This is a genomic window from Thauera sp. DNT-1 (assembly GCF_055393985.1).
In genome coordinates, this window is the sequence record NZ_AP043752.1 from 1,285,067 (window position 1) to 1,300,686 (window position 15,620).

A 15,620-nucleotide genomic window follows, 5' to 3' on the forward strand; every position below is an offset into this window, starting at 1 on the left:
CGCTCAGGCCCTCCAGGCGCCGAGCCGGCGCTCGAGCGGACGCAACAGCCAGCCCTCGGCGGCAAGCACCACGCCGGCGAAGACCAGGGTGTAGGCGAGGATGCCGGTGATGTCGAAGAACTGGAAGAAGACGTTGAGCTGGAAGCCGACGCCCTCGCTGCGCCCGAGCAGCTCGACCACCAGCACGATCTTCCAGATCAGCGACAGCCCGGAGCGCGCCGCGGCGATCAGCCAGGGCGCGAGCTGCGGCAGATAGACGAGCAGGAAGGTGGTGCGCCGGCCGAGCCGGTAGGCGCGCGCGACCTCGAGCAGCCTGGGGTCGACCGCGCGCGCGCCCTCGCGCACGGTGACGATGACGGTGGGGATCTTGTTGATCGCCACCGCCAGGATCGCCGCCCAGTCGTTGAGGCCGAACCACACGTAGCACAGGATGATGGTGACCAGCGCCGGGATGTTGAGGCCGAGCACCAGCCAGGCATCGAGGAAGGCATCCACCTTGCGCCAGCGCCCCATGGCCATGCCGACCAGCGCGCCCACCAGCATCGCCACCGCGAAGGCGACCGCGACCCGGCCGAGGGTCACCGCCAGATGCCCCGGCAGCGCGAGCGAGGCCGTCTCGGCGCCGATGCGCGCCAGCACGGCGAGCGGATCGGGCAGCGTGCGGCTGTCGGCGAGGCTGGCGCCGAGCTGCCAGAGCAGCACGAAGACGAACAGCGAGGCGAGGCGCAGGCGGCGCTCGTCGCGTCGCGCGATTTCCCCCTGCCGCGCAGCGACGGCCAGCGCGTGCGGGGAGTTCGTCGAAGGCACCGGGGTACGCGCAGGCACGGCGGGCGCAGGCGGGGCGAGGCGCTGCGCGCTCACCGCGCACCGCCCCCATGCCAGAAGGTGCCCGGCGCGAGCTCGCGGGCGCGTCCGACCAGCGCCTCGCCGCCCTCGGCGGCGAGGATCGCGAAGGCGCGCGCGGCGGCGCGCTCGCCCTCCTCGTCGGCAGCCTGCGGGATGCCGGCGCGGAATCCATCGCGCAGCGCGACGAAGGTCGCCTCGTCCTCGACGCGCATCGACGGGCGCAGTTCCTCCCAGGCCGCGTCGGACTCGCGCAGCAGCACCTTGGCCGCCGTGGAGGCGCGCAGGAAGCCCCGGATCGCGGCCGGGTTCGCCCCCGCCCAGCGCTCGCCGAACACCCAGCCCACCAGCGGCATCTCGTCGCCGATGCCGAGCGTGGCGAGGATCCGCTTCATGCCCAGCACCTCGGGCAGGCCGGCGGCGGCGAGGCGGGCGCCGTAATGCCAGAAGTTCATCGCCGCCGGCAGCTCGCCGCGCGTCACCAGCTCGTTGAGCAGCGGCGGCGCGGCGAACTGCGGGCGCAGGAAGCTCGCGGCGTCCTCGCCCACGGTCCGGCGGGCATACGCGCGCAGCAGCAGCCAGCTCTTGTCGAGCGCGCCGCCCGCCACGCCGAGGCGCTGGCCACGCAGGTCGGCGAAACCGGCGATGCCCGCGTCCGGGCGCGCATGGATGCCGCCGACCGCCTGCGAGAAGGGCACGAAGACGAAGTCCGCCCCCTCCGAGCGCATGCGCGCCACCCACAGCCAGTCATTGACGATGACATCGACCTCGCCGCCCTGGAGGGCGACGTTGGCGGCGTCCTTGAGCGCGAGCGGGACGATGCGGATGTCCACCCCCTCGCGCTCGAGCAGGCCGTGGCGCTGCATGGTCTCGAGCTCCCAGCCCACCGTGCCGAACTGCAGCACGCCGACGCGGACCAGCGGGCGGTCGGCGGCGAGCGCGGCGCCCCCCGCGGCGAGCGCCAGCAGGACGATGCCGATCAGGCGGGCGAACAGCTGCAGCATGGGGTCTCCTCCGTTGTCTTGCATGGCCCGGGAACGGGCGCAGGCCTTTTGTGCCGATTCCCCAGCAGGTTCCGTGCCAGCGATCGACATCGCGCCCCCCTGCACGCGGCTGCCCGCGGCGCAGCAGCGCTGGCGCAGCGGCGACTGTTCCGTTTGGGAGCAAGCTTGCTCGGGGACGCAACAACTATGCGCCGGTATCTGCGTGCAAGCAGGTCCCGCCGCGGCCCGCACCCCCTCGTCATCCTCGGCACGAATCCTGCATGGGTGGCCACGGGCGGCCTCGGCCGCAGCGACTCCAGGACCACCACAGCGATGTCCAGCCTACCGACTCCCGCAGCTTCCCCCGCCCCGCCTCCCCCCCGGGGCACGCCGACGACGCGCACGGTCGGGCACCCCATCGGCGACGCGGCGCGCGATCGCCGCGTCGCCGACGTGGCCCTCGACCACGAGCGCCTGCTCGCGCTGTCGGCGCCGGCGATGGAGGATCTCCACCGCCAGCTCGACAGCCCCACGATCACCGTGCTGCTCGCCGACAGCGCGGGCGGCGTGCTGCGCGCGATCGGCTCGCGCGCGCTCCCGGCCGCCCCCGCCGTGCCGCCCGGCCAGCTCGGCATCGCGGTGCCGATCCTGCCCCCGGCCGGCGCCCTGCTCGGCTTCCTCGACGCCGACGCCGCCCCGCTGGAATGGCTGAGCCACGCCAACGCGCTGCTCCACACCGCCGCCTGCCTCATCGAGCACCGCCTCATCGAGACCGAGCCGCAGGGCTTCCTGCTGCTGCGCTTCCACCGCTACGCGAGCGTGCTCGGCACGCCGCTCGAGGCGCTGGTGCTGTTCGACGCCGGAGGCGCGGTCCTGCTCGCCAACCACACCGCGCGCGCCCTGCTCGCCCCCTGCGCCTTCGGTGCGGGCGGCGCCGCGGCCTGCTTCGCCACCCAGTGGTGCGGCATCGTCGGCTACGCCGCGCTCGGCCTGCGTCAGCCCTTCGTGCTGCGCGACCGCCGCGGCGGCGGCTTCTCCGCGCAGGCCAGCCTGCGCCGGCACGCATCATGAACGCCGTGCGCACGCCCAGCCTGCAGGCCCGCCTGAGCCTGGTGCTCACCGTGCTGATCGCGGTGCTGATGAGCGCGGGCGCGGCGGTGTGGATGCGCGAGACGCGCCAGGCCATCCACGAAGAGGTCGAGGCGGCGACCCGGGTCGCACAGCAGTGGCTGGTCGTCGTGCTGGCGGAGCCGCGCGAGGGCGACACGCAGGCGCGCGAGCGGCTGCTGAGCCGACTCGCCGCGGTCGGGCGCATCCGCGCCAACCGCCTGGAGGTCTTCGGCGCGGGCGGGGAGCGGCTCTACGTGTCGCCCGAATCGCCCTACAAGGCCGGTCGCGACGCGCCGGCCTGGTTCGCGCAGCACGTCGCGCCCGAGCTCGGCGCGCGCCGGCTCGACGCCGGCGCGCTGGAGGTGGTGCTGACGCCCGACACCTCGCGCGCGGTGCTCGACGCCTGGGACCATCTCGTCGCCGCGCTCGGCTGGGCGTGCGCGCTGCTGCTCGCGCTCTGGCTCGCCACCCGCATGGCGATCCGGCGCGCGCTCGCGCCGCTGCAGCAGATCCACGTCGCGCTCGAGCACGGCGCCCGCGGCCGCTTCGACCAGCGCCTGCCGGAATACGCCACCCGCGAGCTCGCGCTCCTCGCGCGCAGCTACAACCGCCTCGCCGACCGCCTGGACGAGTCGCGCGCCACCAATGCCCGCCTCGAGGCCGACCAGAGCCTCGCGCGCACCATCCAGGCCCGCCTGGAGCAGGAGCGCCGCGCGATCGCGCGCGAGCTGCACGACGAGCTCGGCCAGAGCATCACCGCGGTGCGCTCGATCGCCGGCGCCATCCTGCAGCGCAGCGCCGAACAGCCCGGCATCCACGGCAGCGCGCAGGCCATCCTCGCCATGACCGGCCACATGCAGGACGGCGTGCACGCGATCCTGCAGCGCCTGCGCCGCGACGCACCGGCCGCACGCGAGCGCATCGAGGACACGCTGCAGGCCTACTGCGCGCTGTGGGCCAGCCATCACGAAGGCATCGCGCTGCGTTGCCAGATCGAGCCCCTCGGCGAGGCTCGCGACGAGCCGCTCGACGACGGCGTCGGCCTCGCCGTGCTGCGCGTGCTGCAGGAGAGCCTCACCAACGTCGCCCGCCACGCTCGCGCGCGCTCGGTCGAGGTGCGCGTCGGCCTGCGCCGCGAGGGCGGCGGTCGCGACGGACAGGCGGAGATCGAGGTCGAGGTCCGCGACGACGGCCGCGGCCTGGGCCCGCAGCCCACCCCCGGCCGCCACGGCCTCGCCGGCATGCGCGAGCGCCTCGCCGAACTCCACGGCCGGCTCGAACTGCACAGCCCGCCCACCGGCGGCCTGTGCGTGCGCGCCCGTCTCCCGCAGGCTCTGCGGCAACCCCTACCGGTCACGCAATGATGAAGCCCCCTTCCCTCCACGCCCTGCGCATCCTGCTCGCCGACGATCATGCGGTGGTGCGCATGGGCTTCCGCCTGCTGCTCGAAGGCGCCGGTGCCGAGGTCGTCGGCGAGGCCGATTGCGGCGAGGCGGCCGTGCAGGCCTTCGGCCAGCTGCACCCCGATGTGCTGCTGATGGACGTGTCGATGCCGGGCATCGGCGGACTCGGCGCGCTCGAGCGCGTGCTCGCCCACCACCCCGCGGCGCGCGTGCTGATGCTGTCGGCGCACGACGACGCGCAGATCCCCGCGCGCGCGCTGCGTGCCGGCGCGGGCGGCTACCTGTCCAAGCGCGCCCATCCGGACGAGCTGCTGCACGCGGTGGCCACCGTCGCGCGCGGCCAGCGCTACATCGACCCGGCGATCGCGCCCGCCCTCGCGCTCGCGCAGTTCGCCGGCGGCGGCGACCCGGTCGCGGCACTCACCGAGAAGGAATTCGCCGTCTTCCTGCAGCTCGCGCGCGGGCGCAGCGTGGCCGAGATCGCCGAGACCCACAGCCTGAGCCCGAGCACGGTGGGCACCCACCTGTATCACATCAAGCAGAAGCTCGAAGTGTCGAACGCCGCCGAGCTCGCGCTCGTCGCGGTGCGCTGCGGCCTCATCGAAGTCTAGCGACAGGCGCGTCGGCGCCCGCGGAGCAGACATCGCGGCGACCCGTGCGGCGCAAATAATATTGACGCGAACGTCAACTTCCCCTTATACATTCCCGAGACAACGCAGGCACACCGAGGAGAACCGGGAATGAGCAAGGAGAAGGATCCGCAGGACTTTCTGGCACCGACTTATTACTTCGACCACGAGCATCCGCGCGTGCGCGCCTTCATCGAGGAGAGCGTGGGCGACGCGGTCGATGCGGTCGAGCGCGCGGTGAAGCTGTACTACGCGGTGCGCGACGGCATCCGCTACGACCCCTACCGCTTCTACATGCGCAAGGAGTACTTCACCGCCAGCCGCACGCTGATCGAGGGCGCCGCCTACTGCGTGCCCAAGGCCAACCTGCTCACCGCCGTCGCACGCGGCGCGGGCATCCCGGCGCGGGTGGGCTTCGCCGACGTGCGCAACCACCTCAGCACCGAGCGCCTGCGCCAGCTCGTCGGTGGCGACGTGTATCGCTGGCACGGCTACGTCGCCATGCACCTGGAAGGCCGCTGGGTGAAGGCGACGCCGGCGTTCAACCTGCAGATGTGCGAGCGCTTCGACGTCCATCCGCTCGAATTCGACGGCCGCAACGACTCGCTGATGCACCCCTACAACGCGCGCGACGAACGCCACATGGAGTACGTGAAGGAGCGCGGGACCTTCGACGACTTCCCCTTCGAGGCGCTCGTCGCCGACATGTGGGAGCACCACCCGGGTCTGGTCGAAGCGGCCGAGGCCGACCTGAAGGGCGACTTCGAGCACGAGGCCATGGTCGACCGCTGAGCGGCCACCGCGCGAGCACCGCCGGGCGGCGGCGTGGCGGACACGGCACGGCTTCGCGGGTGACTTGCCGCCGCGAAGGACTCAGCGCACCGCCTGCAGCTCCCACACCCCCGCCGGCGGCGTGTTGCGCCACACCACCGCGCGGCGCTGCCAGCGCAGCTGCCGCGGCACGGCGAACGGCGCGCGCGGCTGGTAGGTGAACTGCACGAGCTTGCGCTCGCCGTCGTGGGCGAGGAAACGACAGAGGCTGTCGACCGTCTCCGCCGCGACCTCCTTGGGCAGGGAGCGGAAAGGCAGGCTGGAGACCAGCACCAGGCGGCCGGGGCGCTCGATGAGGCCATCGACGACCTCCTTCGCCGCCGCCTGGCGCACATCGACCGTCGGAAAGCGCGCCTGCAGCCGCCGCGCCAGCGCGGGCTGGAGCTCGACCGCGATCAGCGGCACGCCGGGCAGGCGGCGCAGCAAGGCCTCGGTCACCGGGCCGGTGCCGGCGCCGAGCTCGATTACGGTCTCGGCGCCGAGCGCCGCGCCCGCCATCGCATTGGCCAGCGTGCGCGAGGAAGGCAGCACCGCGCCGGTCGATGCGGGGTTGCGCAGCATGGCGAACAGCAGATCGACCGGCATCGGCCCCCCTTCTCGAACTCGCAAGGCGCCCATGGTAGCGCCATGCGGACCTGCCCGGCACCCGGCGGATTTCTGTCACCATCACGCCTTTCCTCCCCACAACGGTAGATCATGGCCGGAACCACCCTGCTCGCACTCATCGACGACATCGCCACCCTCCTGGACGACGTCGCCACCATGACCAAAGTCGCCGCCAAGAAGACCGCCGGCGTGCTCGGCGACGACCTCGCCCTCAACGCCCAGCAGGTCACCGGCGTGCAGGCCAGCCGCGAGCTGCCGGTGGTGTGGGCGGTGGCCAAGGGCTCGCTGGTGAACAAGGCCATCCTGGTGCCGGCGGCGCTGCTGATCAGCTGGCTGGCGCCGTGGCTGATCACCCCGCTGCTGATGCTCGGCGGCGCCTTCCTGTGCTTCGAGGGCTTCGAGAAGCTCGCGCACAAGTTCCTGCACTCGAAGGCGGAGGACGAGGCCGAGCACCGCGAGACCCTGGAGGCGGTGGCCGACCCCAACGTAGACCTGGTCGCCTACGAGAAGGAGAAGATCAAGGGCGCGGTGCGCACCGACTTCATCCTGTCGGCCGAGATCGTGGTGATCACCCTCGGCACCGTGGCCGCCGCCTCGCTCGGCCAGCGCGTGACGGTGCTGGTCGGCATCTCGCTGGTGATGACGGTGGGCGTGTATGGCCTGGTGGCCGGCATCGTCAAGCTCGACGACCTCGGCCTGCACCTGCAGCGCAGCGCCTCGGCCTTCACCCGCCGCATCGGCGGCGCCATCCTGGGCTTCGCACCGTGGCTGATGAAGACACTGTCGGTGGTCGGCACCGCGGCGATGTTCATGGTCGGCGGCGGCATCCTGCTGCACGGCTGGCCGACGGCGGCGCACGCGGTGGAGCATTTCGCCGCGGGTTTCGGCGGCGTGGGCGGCGCATTGATCAACACCGGCGCGGGCGCGGGGGTCGGCATCGTCGCCGGTGCGATCGTGCTCGCGGCGGTGATGGTGGTGCAGAAGCTGCGCGGCGCGCACTGAGCGGCTGCCGCGGCAAGGTGCCGGGCTCCGTGGGGCGCGATCTCCTGGGGATCGACGAGAACCATGAGAGGGCTCCGGTGGCCCGGTGGTCGTCGGCCTGCGCGGTCGCTCGGGGAGCAACTGCGTCCGCAATCAATGGCTGCTATGCGCAGGCGGTTTCCGATAGCGGATTGCGACCACGGCGAGGCACGGAGGTCGCGAAAGATGGATGAGTGTGAGGGGCGGATAAGCGCTCGGGAACTTGTTGCTCGGCGGTGTTGGGCGTCGGTCAGGTCGTCGGCCTTTGCGGACGTTCATGCCAATAAGCTAGAATGACTGCTTCAAGTCATAAAGGCGTCGTCTGTATTCGTAAGGCGGATTAGCGTTTTGGGCTGAACTGCGACGTTCAATACTGACTCAGCGAGTCACTGCGCCCGCAGCGAGCTAATGACCGTGTTCGAGCGGGCTCCGGATTCCGCCGTGGCTCGGAGGAGTTAGGGGAAGAGAAGATGCGGTTGCACCGACTATCGATTAAGAACTTCAAAAGTCTGAGGAACCAAATCTTTGAGCCCACCCGGTTCAGTTGTTTAGTTGGGGAGAACAACGCCGGGAAGTCGTCGGTTCTGCAGGCCGTCGCCACGGCGCTTAATCGACAGGCGCAGCTTGCTGCCTCGCACTATTACGATCCACATAGTCCAGTCGAGTTTGAGTTCTGCTTGGCTGACGTTGACGATCGCGACCTCGATCGTATCGCCGTTGAAAACCGGGAAAGGATCGCCAACCTGTGCGTCGATCGCACGCTCACCTTTTGTGCCCGCTACGTCTTGGGCGAGAAGGTGAGCTTCACGGCCAAGCGGTTGATGCCAGCGGACCCACGCTACCGCCCTGAGGCCATTGAGGTAGCCTTTGAAGGCTGCAGAGGTTTGGCCGCTATTCGGAGTGTTTTTGACAACTCATTCCCAGAATTCGCGGACCATCTCCCCGATCCAGGATTCACTACACAGAGGGATGCCAAGGCGTTCCTGTATGAACAAATTGCCCGCCTGCCACGCGAGAAACTGGTACTTGATGAGTGCCCGCTTCCGTCAGGAATCAGCGCTTCGATCACGGCCCTACTGCCTGAGCCGATCTACATCCCGGCAGTCAAGAACTTAAGCGACGAACTGAAGACCACGCAGTCGACGTCCTTTGGCCGCCTACTTGGCCTACTCCTAGACGACATGGCGCCCGATCTGGGCAACATCAGCGAATCGCTCTCGGCACTCAACGCAATGTTCAATCGAGTCGTCGAGGGCGAGGCAGTGATCGATCGCCGGCACGAGAAGGTGCGAGCACTCGAAAGCCGGGTCGAAGCCTATCTTGGCGAGAATTTCCCAAGCGCAAAAGTGCAACTACACATCCCGCCGCCGGAGCTCAAGACGATCCTCAACGCCGCGCAAATCTTCATTGACGATGGTTCGCGCGATCTGGTGGACAGCAAGGGCGACGGGATAAAGCGATCACTGACATTTGCTCTGCTCCAGGCTTTCGTTCACCACATGGATGAGCAGGCCGCCAACGCAGAGCAGAATGGCATTACGCCTCGCCCACTACTCTTTTTGTTCGAAGAGCCCGAGTTGTATCTACACCCTAAGTCGCAGCGCGTACTCTTCGCGACGTTGGGTAGGATCTCACAGACCCACCAAGTGGTCGTCACCACTCATTCGCCGTTATTCTTCGAGCCAGGAGTTACCGCGTCTTTCGTACGGGTAGCCAAGCGCGCCGCAGATCCTAAGCCAGAGGGCGTTCTATACCCTGTGAATTTCGAACTAAGCCAGCAGAGTGCCGAAACCTTTCGGCTGGCGCGGTTCGAACATGCGGATGCGGCATTCTTCAGTCAGCGCATAGTGCTTTTCGAAGGAGAATCCGACGACGCCTATTTCAGGCATGTTGCGAAGCTACTAAACCCCGAATGGGACTTCGCACGTCGCAACATTGCGCTCGTACGCGTCTCCGGCAAGGGTAACTTCAAGAAATTCAGATCCTTCTTCGAGTCGTTTGGAACAGAGGTTAAGATCGTCGCCGACCTAGACGCCCTATTTGATGGATACCAGCATCTGGGGGCGAGTCCGGTGTCAGCCGATATCAGGAGTGGCGTACTGCAACAGCTTGATTTGCGCGTACAGGCGCTGAGCATCCGGGCCGAGCCCTCGGCCAGCCAAGTTCAAAGGCACGTGCAGCACGCTACTTGGCGAGCTCGTTACGAGACCGCCAAGAAAGCTCTACGTGAGGTGGAGCGAACTGGCCAAGCTGCACCAGAAGTAATCGCCTTGATCGACGGCCTCTTCACTTGGGAGCAGGACATCTCGCGCCTGAAGGTGTGCAACGAAGACCCGCAGGCGGCGCAAGCATTGGTGCCACTGCTCGATTCTTTGCGCGCTCAGGGAATTTGCGTTCTGGCTAAGGGGGCAATCGAGGACTACTATCCAGCCGGCGCGCCCGGCGCAGGCCCAAAACCGGATCGGGCACTGGCCGCTTGTTCACTTCTGCAAACAACGGAGGCTGCGCTTGCCCTATCGGCACCCCTTGGACCCCAGCGGCGCGGGGAACTCGAAGAGATCCTCGAAGAACTGCTTCGCTAGATGAGCCCATGCTTGAGGCATGAACGAGGCGCCGATGTTCAACTTGCACACCATGGGATGGCACAGCTTTCAGCAATTGTGTCTATCTATCCTGCGCGAATGCCTCGGGCAAACCGTTGAGGCCTTTCTTGATGTTAACGACGCAGGCAGAGATGGTGCCTTTGGGGGCACTTGGCAGTGCCGTGGAGGCGAGGCGCTCACAGGGCGATTCGTCGTTCAGTGCAAATTTACCAAGCGCCCTGGTTATGCGCTCACTCCCTCTGACTTATCCGAAGAGGTCGCGAAAGTACAAAGGTTAGTTGGACAAGGGCGCTGCGACGTATATGTCCTTCTAACTAACGCGGGCGTCTCTGGCGAGACGGATTTAAAGATAAAGCGTATGTTTGCGTCGGTCGGTGTCGCCAATATGCTCACGCTAGGACTCACCTGGATTGAGCAACAAATCCGAGAGAGCAAGCGTCTGCGCATGATGGTCCCTCGCGTCTACGGACTCGGTGACCTCAGTCAAATCCTTGATGAACGCGCATACGCCCAAGCGACTGCGGTGCTCGAATCAATGCGTGAAGATCTCGCTAAGGTGGTGGTAACTGAATCTTATCGCCGGGCAGTCCACGCCTTGGACGAGTATGGTTTTGTCTTGCTAATTGGGGAGCCGGCCGCCGGCAAAACCACGATCGCCTCAATGCTTGCAATGGCGTCGGTTGACCAATGGGGTGCGTCCCTACTCAAGCTAGATCATCCCAAGGCTGTTGTGGACCATTGGAATCCGCATGAGCAGTCGCAGTTCTTCTGGATCGATGACGCCTTCGGGGTTACGCAATACGAGAGCGGCCTAGTTATGGGCTGGAATCATGTCCTGCCCCAAGTTAAGAGCCTGTTGCGGCAGGGCTGCCGCGTTGTGATGACCTCACGCGACTACATCTACAACCGTGCACGACAAGACCTGAAAGAAGGAGCTTTCCCCCTATTTCGTGAGAGTCAGGTCGTGATCGATGTTCATGATCTTGGCCCCGAAGAACGGCGCCAGATTCTTTACAACCATCTGGTCCTCGGCAAGCAACCACGAGAGTTCCGAACTGCGGTGAAGCCGCACCTCGAAATGATTGCCGACCACCAGCGGTTCATTCCAGAGACTGCACGGCGATTGGCTGAGCCGTTCTTTACTAGGCACGTGGATGTCGATGCACGAAGTCTTGAGCGTTTTGTCGACCGCCGCGAGCAGTTTCTGGTCGATGTCTGCAATGGGCTCGACACCGATAGCCGGGCAGCGCTCGCGTTGGTTTACATGCGCAACGGCCGCCTGGTGAGCCCAATAGTGTTAGCACCGGAGGAGGCTGAAGGGCTACAGCGCATGGATAGCTCACTTGGTGCGTGTTCAACGGCGCTCAAAGCACTCAGGGGGAGCCTGTTGGTTTACGACTCAACCGAAGGGGAAGGCTGCTGGGTATTTCGACATCCGACTGTAGGGGATGCCTACGCGACGATCCTGCGCAGCAATCCCGAACTACTTGGTATCTACCTTCGCGGTACCCATATCGACAAACTTATGGACCAGGTCGTATGTGGTGACACGCAAATACAGGGAGCCGTGATTGTCCCGCGGTCCTTGTTCCCCCTGATGATTGAACGTTTGAGCGACTACAAGAATTCTTCCTCATATAAGACCGGGAGGCTGTCCACTTGGGGAGCTGAACGGCAATTGTTGAGGTTCCTAGCCAGCCGATGTAGCAGAGAGTTTCTGGAGCTATTCTTGCCGCGGGCACCCCACGTGGCGGAGTCAATCGCTCAGCCGGGTCTTTATCTGGACTACTCTCCGGCAGTCGACCTTGCCATTAAGCTCTTCAAGCTCGGCCTGCTGCCGGAGGCAATCCGAATTAGCTTCACGCAGAGAGTTACAAGGTACGCGCTTGACGGTGCGGATGCTCGTGTCCTGCATGACTCAGATGTCCGGGCTATGTTGAGCGCTGACGAACTCGAAGCGTTGAGGCAAGGTCTTCTACACGAACTGGTGCCACGGTTGACTGAGGTGCGCTTGGATACACAAGCGAATCTCAATGGCGGCGACGACCCGGAAGATCACATGCATTACTTCGTCAGGCTTCTCGAAGCCCTTGAGGAGGAGTTTCCTGACGATGCCAGCCTGAAGGCACTAGTCGCAGACGAAAGGTCGCACACGAATTCTTGGATTGAAGAGAACGAAGGCGAGTCGGCATCGGTCGAGGAACGGCAGTTGGCGGTCGCCGAAGCAGAGGAAAGACGCGTCAGTGCCCGAAGTATCTTCGACGATGTTGACGAGTGAGCCCCGCGGAGGGCACCACCTGCGCGCTCAGACCTTGAGCTCAGCTGAGCGACCGCAGCGTAGAGCGGTTACTTGCATCTCTTTCGCGAACGACCGCGATGATCTGGAATACTCGTTTATGGATTGGAAAGCTACCGCTCATTGCTGTCCGCGGTTGACTGGCCGGTAACCGGTGCATTGCTGACCGACCAGGGCAGCTGGTCGAATGACCGCTCAGGCCGAGCACGAGCCTGCCGCCCTTAAGAACCGGCTGAGCCTCGGAAGACCAGATAGCCGCCTTAGCGCTTGCAAACATCCTCGGGCAGCGCCCGCGCGTCCCCGGTCGCGAACAGATGCGCAAATGAAACGCGAGCCGCTCGACCGCGCGGCAGGCCTTCCGCGATGCCGGACGGGCGGAGGATGAAGTGGTGCCGAGTGCTTCCCGGTCCCCCGCTCCGCCTCCCGCGATCAGCCCCCGGAAGCGAGCCCCGCCCACGACAGCAATTCGGCGACGGCGGCGGCGCCTCCCCACCACAGCAGCAGCACCGAGGCCGCCGCCGCGAGCGTGACCAGGTAGCCGGCCAGGAGCATCAGGCCGTCGCGGAGACGCAACCCCCAGGAGATGAGCACGATGGCCAGCGCGGGCAGCACATTGTCGAAGCTGATGATGGGGACGGGCGTCATCATCGACAGTCCGGCGATGGAGAGCATCGACGCGTTGAGCACGCGCACGCGGCGGGCGCTCAGGCGCAGCAGGCGGGGGCGACCGAGGGACGCGACGATGCCGACGACGCGGCCGAACATCCGCTGCAGCAGCGCCCTGGCACGACCGTCGATCTCTCGCCTGGCGAGCCAGCGCGGCAAGGGCACGGGCTGGCCGATGCACAGGCCGAACGCGATCAGCAGGCAGAAGGCGCCGACCACCGAGGCCATGCCGGGGAGCGCGACCGGGAAAAGGAGCGGCATCGCCAGCAAGGACAGCCACACCAGCCGTTGCCGGTTGCTGCGGCCGAGGGCATCCGCCATCGTGCCGTCCATGGACGCAAGATGCGCCCCGGCAATCCGTTGCACGGTCGCGCGGCGCTTCTCGCTGGGGTATTCGGCTCGACGACGTGGTGCGCGGGGGTCCTGGTCTTCCATGACGGTCCGGAGATGATCGATCGGAACGGGACACGACGGTGTCTTCGCTTGTGCGGGAACGCGTGCTTCACGTTTTTCCTGTGGGGTCGGACCAGTCCCGGCGTCCGCCGGTTCCCCCGCGTCGCGACCCGCCGCGGAGCCGGCCTGCACTCCCCGTGCGAGCCGCTTGCGGGCCGCGATCACGAGAACGTTTTGGTGGTACGGTTGGGGTCCCCTCGCCCGCAGCCCGCCCGCTGCGGGGCTCTCCTCCACGTTCGCCGACCTGGTGCAGCATGAGCGATGGTTTCCAGCCCGCGTCGATCGACGCCGACGGCGCACGGCGCTCCGCGATGCCGATCCCGCGTCTCGACCCGGAGTCCGCCCTGGTGTTCGTGATCAACGCTTCCGCGGGCGCGCACGACGTCGACGCCAAGCGTGCCGTGATCGAATCGACCCTCGCCGCCCACGGCCGCAGGGGCGAACTGCTGGTCTGCGGCCCGGACGAGCTGGCACGCGTGGCCACCGCGGCCGCAGCGGCGGCGCTGGCGCGCGGCACGGCGGTGGTCGCCGTGGGCGGCGACGGCAGCCTCGGCACGGTCGCCCAGGCCGCGCACGCGGCGGGCTGCCCGATGGGCGTCATCCCGTACGGGACCTTCAACTACTTCGCGAGGACGCACGGCATCCCCACCGAGCCCGCGGCCGCGGCGCGGCAGTTGCTGGATGCGCGCCCGCGGCCGGTGCAGGTGGGGGCCATCAACGACCGCGTCTTCCTGGTCAATGCCAGCCTGGGCGTCTATCCCGAACTCCTGCAGGATCGCGAGGCGTACAAGGCCCGCTTCGGCCGCAGCCGCTGGGTGGCGTTCGTCGCGGGCTGCGCGACGCTGCTGCGTGCGCAGCGCCGGCTGCGCCTGCACATCGAGACGGGCTCCACCGTTCGCGACGTGCAGACGCTGACCCTCTTCGTCGGCAACAACCGGCTGCAGCTGCAGCAGTTCGGCGCGGAGCCCGCGGACACCCTCGCCGGCACGCCCGGCGATGGCTGCCTGGCCGCGCTGATGCTGCGGCCCATCGGCACCCTGTCGATGCTCGGGCTGATGCTTCATGGGGCGATGGGCCGGCTGGGTGAAGCTGCCGGCGTGGAGAGCTTCGAGTTCACCCACATGGTGGTGAAGCCCAGGCTGGCGCCCGGTCGCAGGGAGGTCGTGGTGGCCTTCGACGGCGAGGTGGCGCGGATGCGCGCGCCCATCGAGATCCGCGTGCTCGACAAGCCCTTGTACCTGCTCCAGGCCCCTGACCCGGCAGGCACGCCCGAGGCCGGGCCATGAGGGCTGCGGCATGAGCGTCCTGCTGCACATCGCCGACACCCACTTCGGCACCGAGCAGCCGCCGGTGGTCGAGGCCCTGGTCGCCCTCGCAGCGCAGCAGCGGCCGGACCTGGTGGTGCTCGCGGGCGACATCACGCAGCGCGCGCGACCCGCCCAGTTCCGCGCGGCGAGGGCCTTCGTCGACCGACTGGGGGCGCCGGTCCTGGCGGTGCCCGGCAACCACGACATCGCCTTGTTCGATCTCTGGGCGCGCCTGACCCGCCCGTACGCGCGCTTCACCGAGGTGTTCGGCGCCGACCTCGAGCCGGTTCACGCGTCGGCGGACCTGCTGGTCGTCGGGGTCAACACCACGCGCGCCTGGCGGCACAAGAACGGGGAAGTGTCGGCCGCGCAGGTCGACCGTGTGGCAGGCCTGCTGGCCTCGGCGAGTCCGCAGCAGTTGCGCGTGGTCGTGGTGCATCAGCCCGCGGCGGTGTCCTGTCCGGGGGACCGGGCCGACCTGGTGCGCGGCCACCAGGCCGCCCTGCGGGCGTGGTCGGTCGCCGGGGCCGATCTCGTCCTCGGCGGACACATCCATCTGCCCTACACGCTGGCACCGCCCGGTCTTGCACGGCGGCTATGGGTACTCCAGGCCGGCACCGCGGTCTCGTGGCGCACGCGTGCGGAGGTGCCCAATTCGGTGAACATCCTGCGCTGGGGCGAGGCCGCCGGGGCGCGCGAGCACCCGGCGCAGTGCGGCGCGGCGGAGGGTGCAAGCTGCCTCGTCGAGCAGTGGGACTTCGTGCGCAAGGATCGACGCTTCGTCCGCAAGGCGGTCACGCGCGTGCACCCGGAACGCCCCTGATCGCGAGGCCCCTGCGGGCGCCGCGTGGGGCCACGGGCGCAGGACTC

13 protein-coding genes and 1 pseudogene are annotated in these 15,620 nt (G+C 67.6%); 10 read left to right on the plus strand and 4 right to left on the minus strand.

What is annotated here, in order from left to right; all coding sequences use genetic code 11:
* Window positions 1-3: 3 nt before the first annotated feature.
* Together ACZ5PP_RS05970 and ACZ5PP_RS05975 are read right to left on the minus strand one after the other, a co-directional pair.
* Window positions 4-861 (minus strand): ABC transporter permease, encoded by an 858-nt coding sequence (locus ACZ5PP_RS05970; protein ID WP_464826878.1) that lies wholly within the window; start codon window positions 859-861, stop codon window positions 4-6.
* On the minus strand, window positions 858-1,847 hold the full coding sequence (locus tag ACZ5PP_RS05975) for an ABC transporter substrate-binding protein (RefSeq protein WP_464826879.1): 990 nt from the start codon (window positions 1,845-1,847) through the stop codon (window positions 858-860). Before ACZ5PP_RS05975 ends, ACZ5PP_RS05970 begins: the two co-directional genes overlap by 4 nt.
* A gap of 312 nt (window positions 1,848-2,159) precedes the next feature.
* On the opposite strand from ACZ5PP_RS05975, the gene ACZ5PP_RS05980 reads away from it, so the two are divergent.
* The 4 genes from ACZ5PP_RS05980 to ACZ5PP_RS05995 all read left to right on the plus strand — a co-directional run bounded on the left by ACZ5PP_RS05980 (window position 2,160) and on the right by ACZ5PP_RS05995 (window position 5,760).
* A complete protein-coding gene (locus ACZ5PP_RS05980) occupies window positions 2,160-2,897 on the plus strand; it encodes a Fis family transcriptional regulator (protein WP_464826880.1) in 738 nt (245 codons plus the stop codon).
* Complete coding sequence (locus ACZ5PP_RS05985) at window positions 2,894-4,300, plus strand: ATP-binding protein (protein WP_464826881.1); 1,407 nt, start codon at window positions 2,894-2,896, stop codon at window positions 4,298-4,300. Before ACZ5PP_RS05980 ends, ACZ5PP_RS05985 begins: the two co-directional genes overlap by 4 nt.
* Window positions 4,297-4,950: a response regulator gene (locus ACZ5PP_RS05990; protein WP_012585710.1), complete on the plus strand. Its 654-nt coding sequence runs from the start codon at window positions 4,297-4,299 to the stop codon at window positions 4,948-4,950. The genes ACZ5PP_RS05985 and ACZ5PP_RS05990 overlap by 4 nt, the downstream gene beginning before the upstream one ends.
* 129 nt (window positions 4,951-5,079) lie before the next feature.
* On the plus strand, window positions 5,080-5,760 hold the full coding sequence (locus ACZ5PP_RS05995; protein WP_004306447.1) for a transglutaminase-like domain-containing protein: 681 nt from the start codon (window positions 5,080-5,082) through the stop codon (window positions 5,758-5,760).
* A gap of 81 nt (window positions 5,761-5,841) precedes the next feature.
* Here ACZ5PP_RS05995 and ACZ5PP_RS06000 read toward each other — a convergent pair whose 3' ends face one another.
* Window positions 5,842-6,384 carry a class I SAM-dependent methyltransferase gene (locus ACZ5PP_RS06000; protein WP_464826882.1) on the minus strand — a complete coding sequence of 181 codons (543 nt, stop codon included), beginning with the start codon at window positions 6,382-6,384 and terminating at the stop codon, window positions 5,842-5,844.
* Between the two features lie 111 nt (window positions 6,385-6,495).
* Here ACZ5PP_RS06000 and ACZ5PP_RS06005 point away from each other — a divergent pair, with 111 nt between their 5' ends.
* From ACZ5PP_RS06005 to ACZ5PP_RS06020, 4 genes and pseudogenes are all read left to right on the plus strand, one after another.
* Window positions 6,496-7,407: a DUF808 domain-containing protein gene (locus ACZ5PP_RS06005; RefSeq protein WP_464826883.1), complete on the plus strand. Its 912-nt coding sequence runs from the start codon at window positions 6,496-6,498 to the stop codon at window positions 7,405-7,407.
* A gap of 488 nt (window positions 7,408-7,895) precedes the next feature.
* Window positions 7,896-8,090 (plus strand): annotated as a pseudogene (locus ACZ5PP_RS06010) (AAA family ATPase); the annotation flags it as partial.
* Between the two features lie 12 nt (window positions 8,091-8,102).
* Entirely contained in the window at window positions 8,103-10,007 is a 1,905-nt protein-coding gene (locus tag ACZ5PP_RS06015) for an ATP-dependent nuclease (protein ID WP_464827048.1), read from the plus strand.
* Window positions 10,008-10,041: 34 nt separating this feature from the next.
* The gene (locus tag ACZ5PP_RS06020; RefSeq protein WP_464826884.1) at window positions 10,042-12,306 is read left to right on the plus strand and encodes an nSTAND3 domain-containing NTPase; all 2,265 of its coding nucleotides are present in this window, start codon (window positions 10,042-10,044) and stop codon (window positions 12,304-12,306) included.
* Between the two features lie 447 nt (window positions 12,307-12,753).
* On the opposite strand, the gene ACZ5PP_RS06025 is transcribed toward ACZ5PP_RS06020, so the two are convergent.
* Window positions 12,754-13,311 (minus strand): exopolysaccharide biosynthesis protein, encoded by a 558-nt coding sequence (locus ACZ5PP_RS06025; protein WP_464826885.1) that lies wholly within the window; start codon window positions 13,309-13,311, stop codon window positions 12,754-12,756.
* Window positions 13,312-13,697: 386 nt separating this feature from the next.
* Between ACZ5PP_RS06025 and ACZ5PP_RS06030 the strand changes: the two genes are divergently transcribed.
* Window positions 13,698-14,729, plus strand: a complete 1,032-nt coding sequence (locus tag ACZ5PP_RS06030) for a diacylglycerol/lipid kinase family protein (protein ID WP_464826886.1) — start codon at window positions 13,698-13,700, stop codon at window positions 14,727-14,729.
* A 10-nt stretch (window positions 14,730-14,739) separates the two neighbouring features.
* A complete protein-coding gene (locus tag ACZ5PP_RS06035) occupies window positions 14,740-15,573 on the plus strand; it encodes a metallophosphoesterase family protein (RefSeq protein ID WP_464826887.1) in 834 nt (277 codons plus the stop codon).
* Window positions 15,574-15,620: the final 47 nt, after the last annotated feature.

Coding starts and splice junctions, on each gene's coding strand:
- ACZ5PP_RS05975 (WP_464826879.1), bottom strand. CDS start 1,847: ATGCTGCAGCTGTTCGCCCGCCTGATCGGCATCGTCCTGCTGGCGCTC.
- ACZ5PP_RS05985 (WP_464826881.1), top strand. CDS start 2,894: ATGAACGCCGTGCGCACGCCCAGCCTGCAGGCCCGCCTGAGCCTGGTG.
- ACZ5PP_RS06025 (WP_464826885.1), bottom strand. CDS start 13,311: ATGGCGGATGCCCTCGGCCGCAGCAACCGGCAACGGCTGGTGTGGCTG.
- ACZ5PP_RS06000 (WP_464826882.1), bottom strand. CDS start 6,384: ATGCCGGTCGATCTGCTGTTCGCCATGCTGCGCAACCCCGCATCGACC.
- ACZ5PP_RS06030 (WP_464826886.1), top strand. CDS start 13,698: ATGAGCGATGGTTTCCAGCCCGCGTCGATCGACGCCGACGGCGCACGG.
- ACZ5PP_RS06005 (WP_464826883.1), top strand. CDS start 6,496: ATGGCCGGAACCACCCTGCTCGCACTCATCGACGACATCGCCACCCTC.
- ACZ5PP_RS06020 (WP_464826884.1), top strand. CDS start 10,042: ATGTTCAACTTGCACACCATGGGATGGCACAGCTTTCAGCAATTGTGT.
- ACZ5PP_RS05980 (WP_464826880.1), top strand. CDS start 2,160: ATGTCCAGCCTACCGACTCCCGCAGCTTCCCCCGCCCCGCCTCCCCCC.
- ACZ5PP_RS06035 (WP_464826887.1), top strand. CDS start 14,740: ATGAGCGTCCTGCTGCACATCGCCGACACCCACTTCGGCACCGAGCAG.
- ACZ5PP_RS05995 (WP_004306447.1), top strand. CDS start 5,080: ATGAGCAAGGAGAAGGATCCGCAGGACTTTCTGGCACCGACTTATTAC.
- ACZ5PP_RS05990 (WP_012585710.1), top strand. CDS start 4,297: ATGATGAAGCCCCCTTCCCTCCACGCCCTGCGCATCCTGCTCGCCGAC.